We start from the raw sequence: 4,421 nt of genomic DNA, 5'->3' as shown, positions 1-4,421 counted from the left end.
GGGGCGCGAGCTGCGCACGCGCAGCGGTGACGGAGCACCGCCGCCGAGGTCGCCGTCGACGCCGCGGCCGCGTCCGGCGACGCCGACGCGACCGCCACCGCAGCGCGAGCGCTGATCGTCGCCGCGGCCGCCTACGGCTGGCCCACCGCGACCGCCCTCGTCTTCACATACGAAACGACCGGCCCCATCGCCCACGTCTGGGGACTGTGGAAAGTCCTCGACGCCGACCGGCAGGTCCTGCGCGAATGGGACGAAGAGCCCGGCGACATGACGGACGAGTCCGAGGAGGAGCTGATCGCTCTCGACCTCATCAGCAACCGCCGCGCCACCCTCGACTACACCGACTTCCCAAAGCCCATCGGCTCGACGACCCTGATCCTCCACACGCTCACGCTCTGAGCGCCTGCGCCTGCGCGGGCCGACCCGAAACGGCCCGGCCCGCACGAGGGGGAGAACCCCCCTCGACCCCCCCGCCACGCACCCGCATCATGCCTGTGCTCTCACCGGTGGCTAGGCTACGGACGCGAAAACCGCAGTGATGGCAGAGGGGCACCCTTCGTGACGACCGGACCGAAAGTGTCGATCGGAGCCGGAGTCGCTGGGCTCCTGGTCTTGATCTTCGAGCTCTACGGCCAGGTCAGAAACGGCACCGAGACCTGTTACGCCTGGTACGGCGTTCTCTTTCCCGGCGTGGAAACGGAGACCCTGGCAGGCGCTTCACTGTGGCCGCTCGGCCTCAGGTGCACTTATGAGCAATTGGGCTCCGGTGACGTACTCGCCGTAATCAACCCGAGCTGGTTCCTTACAGCGCTGCTGATCGTGTCGTTGGGGCTGATCATCGGCGGCCTCGTCTATGCCATCCGCTCCCACACCGCTCCGGCCAGATCTGACGCGTAACGTCCCGACCCCGACCGGGCCGGCCCACAGGGGAGGGAGAATCCCCTCGACCCCAGGGCCTCGCACCACAGCAGCACAGCCAGTGTCATGGCCGGATGCGACGATGGACGCGCTCGCACCCGTCGCGACCGCCGGCCGTCGCGCCTCATCAGACAGGACACCCACGATGAAGCTCTACCCCGACGTGATCAGCACCCTCCGCGCCCAGGAAATCGACCCTGACGAATGGGCGCGCGAGCACGGCTCGCCCTCCATCGCGGAGTGGGCCGGCGACGAATGCGGCTGCGCCGACGACCGCTGTATCGGCCACCACCACGACGAGCACGAGGACTGCGGCTGCTTCCCCGCGATGCTCGAGCAGCACTTCGCCCAGGAAGACGCTCGCGGCCACCGGACCCTCAAATGGCGCACCACTCCCGTCAGCGTCGTCGTCTCAGCAGAATCCGACCTGGAGGACTTCGGGCTCCTCGCCCTCGCTGACCAAGACCAGATCGACCTCTTCGCCAGCACCGACGTCGACACGGCGGCGATGACGCAAGAACACACCACCGCCGAAGAGACAGCCCGGATCGCAGCGTTCGCCGCCGAAATGTCCACCGCCGGCTCCCTGAGCACCGAGCAGTACGAGCAGCTCGGAGAGATCCACCACGCGGTCCTCAACCGCGCCAAGGACGCAGGCGACCCCCGGTACGACCTGTACCGCGCGACGGAACGGCTCTCCCGCGCCATCACCGAGGTCTGGGACCGCGACGTCGCCGCGTACCAGGATGCCTACCTCACCGTCGTCCGCGACACCCTCACCAGCCGGGGTCTCACGACCGGCATCAAGGTCGTCGGCTTCGCTGACCGAGACACCGGGATCTACGACGAAGACCTCGCGCACGACCTGCGCGACGTCGCCCTGCTCACCACGCCCCTGCCCGTCATCGGAGCCCCCAGGGAGGAGCGCAAGATGACGGTCGACGCGCTGCGCGCCGCCGGCCTCAGCTACATCGAGCGCGCCCGCGCCGTCGTGTCCGCCGAGGCTGCAGCCGAGTAGCGATCAGCGGCGGGGCCGCGGCTTGTACTTCTTCCCCGCCCGGATGTTCCGGTTCTCGATCACCCCGACCACCGTCAGGCCGGCGGCCACGGCGACGATCAGCACCCACCCGAGCACGTTGAACCACTCACCGGTGAACGCCGCGTAGGTCTGCTCGCCGGCGATTGCGAAGAGCATGAACGATAGCCCGAACCAGACCATGCCGTTGCTGATCAGCGCAGCACGTGCGAGCTTGGTCCGAGGCTTCGACATGCGCCCACCCTCCCACCGGATTCTGGGCGTGTCCACGGAGCCGAGGCGGTTCTAGGGTGAGCGCATGAGCACCCCGACGCCCCGCGAGTTGCTGGCCGTTCACGTCGCCACCGACCCCTCCGGGATCACCGCGACCTTCACTCTGGGCGACCCGCTCGAACTGCCACAGTCGGTGGGATGGTTGACCTACGCCATCGAGCTCACCGGCGCTGATGGCGCCACGGCGAAGCACTTCGGCGTCCGCCTCTCAGAGCAGGAGACGAAGGCGTTCGTCTTCGAGTTCGAGAGCGCCACCCAAGCCAACTACGACGCCACGCACGTCACGGACCGTGGCGCCTCGCTCGTCGCCCGGGTCCCGGACTCCTCACTCGGCGTCGACGCGATCGGCACAGTCACCGGATTCGCCACCATCGAGGGCGAGGACGTCGCCGCCGGCGTCGCCGTCCAGTTGCTTAGGTAGTGCGTGATGCCAGCCATCCGGCCCAGTGGCCCTATCGACGTGTATTCAGCGACGCAGGTCGGTAGCGCCATCCTTGCGATGGCACGCAGCGCGGAGACGATCGCAATGAACGCCTGGCAGAACCCGCCAGCGTCGGGCTTCGGGGCCGGACTCTACATCGACCGCTCCTACACCGCGGCGGTGAGCCAGATGTCGATCTCTGTGGCCAGCGGCCTCGATCACCTCCGCGCGCTGGGATATGCGCTCCAACAGGATGATCCGTTGACCACCTCCCTCGGAACGATCGCTCGTGGAGCGGTCGAAGCGTTGGGGCGAGCCTGGTGGATGCTTTCGAGTGACACGTCGCTTCAGTGCCGGCATCGAGCTGCGCTCCTTCTGGCGAAAGAGGGACAGGGGCTCTACAGCCGAGGCATCATGTCTCCGAACAGCGCCGGTGAGGACGGTCGGGCGCTGTTCGATGCCACTCTCCACTCGCAACTCGCAGAGACCACTGAGGGAGTAGCTGCAACGGAGATGCCGACGTTGCGCCAGTTCCTCAGCAGGACTCCGAGCTTCACCACGCTCGCATCGGAAGTCTTGGATGCGACAGGAATCGACGGGGCCGTGGCTTACTCACGTCTCTCCGGCATTGCTCACGGCGAGTCGCTGCACTTGATGGCTCGAGGCGTGTCCACGACTCCGACGACCGCCGGACTTGCGCAGACCTACGAGTGGGTCGCACAGGTAACGCGCTACCCCCTCGATGCCCTCCACGTCACCATCGAACTGCTCGTTCGGAGGTGGGGAACCGCGAGTGAGGCGGAAGAGTGGCAACGTATCCGCGATATATCCTTCGATCAGATTGGAGCCGTCCTCGATGCACGTTGAGTCGCCTGGCGCGACACTCTCCGCCAGACCGGACGACGAGACTCGCTCGACCTAATCCGGCCGGACCGAGGGTGGGCAGATGAGTCGTCGTTCTGTTGCACTCACACTCCTGCTGGCTGTCGTGGGCACCATGACCGCGTGCGCGCCAGGGCCCGTTGATCGCGCGCAGCTCACCCAGTGGCGCTCGGATCGTCAGGCTGACATCGACGCGGGAGGTCCTTTCCTCGCTGTGCTGTCGTCCGATTCGAGCGCGGGGCAGGAAGGGGATCGGCTGGAATCTGCCTTCGACCAACCGGTACTGCCCGGCGCCATCACCTTCGAATGCTTCGGGGATGGCACGGTCGAACTGCATCTCGACTCCGACTCCAAGACCGGCACGGTCACGACAGGCAAGACCACTGTCCAAACCGTGGACTGCGGCGACGGTCCGCTCGACATCGACCCAGCCTCCCTCGGCACCGACCCAATCGACCTCGTCGGCGCGGCTACAACTGGCGCCGATCGCGACACGGCATGGTTCCTGACCGTGCGTGAGGCGTAGAGCACGCACTGACGGCCCGCCGCTCATGTCGGCTCCTGCGGGGCAAGCTAGTTCGTCCCGTAGGGGGATCGTTCACCGGTCGCGTATCCAGCTACGGGCAGCGGTAGGTCTTCGCGAAGTCGGTTGCCGTGAACTGCCTTCCCTCGGTCATAGAGGTCAGTGACGGGCAGATGTCGTTGTTGTGCGCCGCCGCTACGAAGGGGGTCGCTGCTTGTGGGACGCAGCCGTAGTCCTGGTCGGGCTGGTCGAGGATTCGCAGCTGACCTGTCTCCCCGGCGGCGAGGTGAAGATCGGACCAGGAGCAGGACCAGGTGAGTGAGGCTCCGGTGTCGTTGGTGATGCTGACGTAGTGGGAAGGGCCATGC

General features: G+C 66.8%; 8 protein-coding genes. 6 read left to right on the top strand and 2 right to left on the bottom strand.

The genetic code is table 11. The features are described 5' to 3' along the window. Positions 1 to 267 precede the first annotated feature (267 nt). The 3 genes from C5D09_RS17925 (at position 268) to C5D09_RS17665 (ending at position 1,936) form a co-directional block, all read left to right on the top strand. Positions 268 to 399, top strand: coding sequence for a hypothetical protein (locus tag C5D09_RS17925; protein WP_258067042.1), 132 nt, complete (start codon positions 268 to 270; stop codon positions 397 to 399). 213 nt (positions 400 to 612) lie between these two features. After that, positions 613 to 897 carry a hypothetical protein gene (locus tag C5D09_RS16885; RefSeq protein ID WP_146082987.1) on the top strand — a complete coding sequence of 95 codons (285 nt, stop codon included), beginning with the start codon at positions 613 to 615 and terminating at the stop codon, positions 895 to 897. A gap of 103 nt (positions 898 to 1,000) precedes the next feature. Further along, the gene (locus C5D09_RS17665) at positions 1,001 to 1,936 is read left to right on the top strand and encodes a hypothetical protein (RefSeq protein ID WP_181135075.1); all 936 of its coding nucleotides are present in this window, start codon (positions 1,001 to 1,003) and stop codon (positions 1,934 to 1,936) included. A 3-nt stretch (positions 1,937 to 1,939) separates the two neighbouring features. On the opposite strand, the gene C5D09_RS16870 is transcribed toward C5D09_RS17665, so the two are convergent. Next, positions 1,940 to 2,188 (bottom strand): hypothetical protein, encoded by a 249-nt coding sequence (locus C5D09_RS16870; protein ID WP_104248327.1) that lies wholly within the window; start codon positions 2,186 to 2,188, stop codon positions 1,940 to 1,942. A gap of 64 nt (positions 2,189 to 2,252) precedes the next feature. Here C5D09_RS16870 and C5D09_RS16865 point away from each other — a divergent pair, with 64 nt between their 5' ends. The 3 genes from C5D09_RS16865 to C5D09_RS16855 all read left to right on the top strand — a co-directional run bounded on the left by C5D09_RS16865 (position 2,253) and on the right by C5D09_RS16855 (position 4,056). After that, positions 2,253 to 2,648 carry a hypothetical protein gene (locus C5D09_RS16865; protein ID WP_104248326.1) on the top strand — a complete coding sequence of 132 codons (396 nt, stop codon included), beginning with the start codon at positions 2,253 to 2,255 and terminating at the stop codon, positions 2,646 to 2,648. A gap of 105 nt (positions 2,649 to 2,753) precedes the next feature. Continuing rightward, entirely contained in the window at positions 2,754 to 3,515 is a 762-nt protein-coding gene (locus C5D09_RS16860; RefSeq protein WP_104248325.1) for a hypothetical protein, read from the top strand. Between the two features lie 121 nt (positions 3,516 to 3,636). Beyond that, positions 3,637 to 4,056: a hypothetical protein gene (locus tag C5D09_RS16855; protein ID WP_146079379.1), complete on the top strand. Its 420-nt coding sequence runs from the start codon at positions 3,637 to 3,639 to the stop codon at positions 4,054 to 4,056. 91 nt (positions 4,057 to 4,147) lie between these two features. Here the strand turns inward: C5D09_RS16855 and C5D09_RS17660 are convergent. After that, positions 4,148 to 4,421, bottom strand: a 274-nt coding sequence (locus tag C5D09_RS17660; protein WP_181135074.1) for a hypothetical protein, incomplete at its 5' end; no start/stop codon positions are given.

This window comes from Rathayibacter sp. AY1C9, assembly GCF_002932315.1.
Classification (GTDB): Bacteria; Actinomycetota; Actinomycetes; order Actinomycetales; family Microbacteriaceae; genus Rathayibacter.
The sequence above is the reverse complement of the archived record's forward strand: the minus strand, read 5'-3'. Positions and strand labels throughout refer to the sequence as shown.

Excerpts from the sequence above, each read along its gene's own strand:
- C5D09_RS16865 (WP_104248326.1), top strand. The coding sequence starts at position 2,253 with ATGAGCACCCCGACGCCCCGCGAGTTGCTGGCCGTTCACGTCGCCACC.
- C5D09_RS16860 (WP_104248325.1), top strand. The coding sequence starts at position 2,754 with ATGAACGCCTGGCAGAACCCGCCAGCGTCGGGCTTCGGGGCCGGACTC.
- C5D09_RS16870 (WP_104248327.1), bottom strand. The coding sequence starts at position 2,188 with ATGTCGAAGCCTCGGACCAAGCTCGCACGTGCTGCGCTGATCAGCAAC.
- C5D09_RS17925 (WP_258067042.1), top strand. The coding sequence starts at position 268 with ATGACGGACGAGTCCGAGGAGGAGCTGATCGCTCTCGACCTCATCAGC.
- C5D09_RS17665 (WP_181135075.1), top strand. The coding sequence starts at position 1,001 with ATGGACGCGCTCGCACCCGTCGCGACCGCCGGCCGTCGCGCCTCATCA.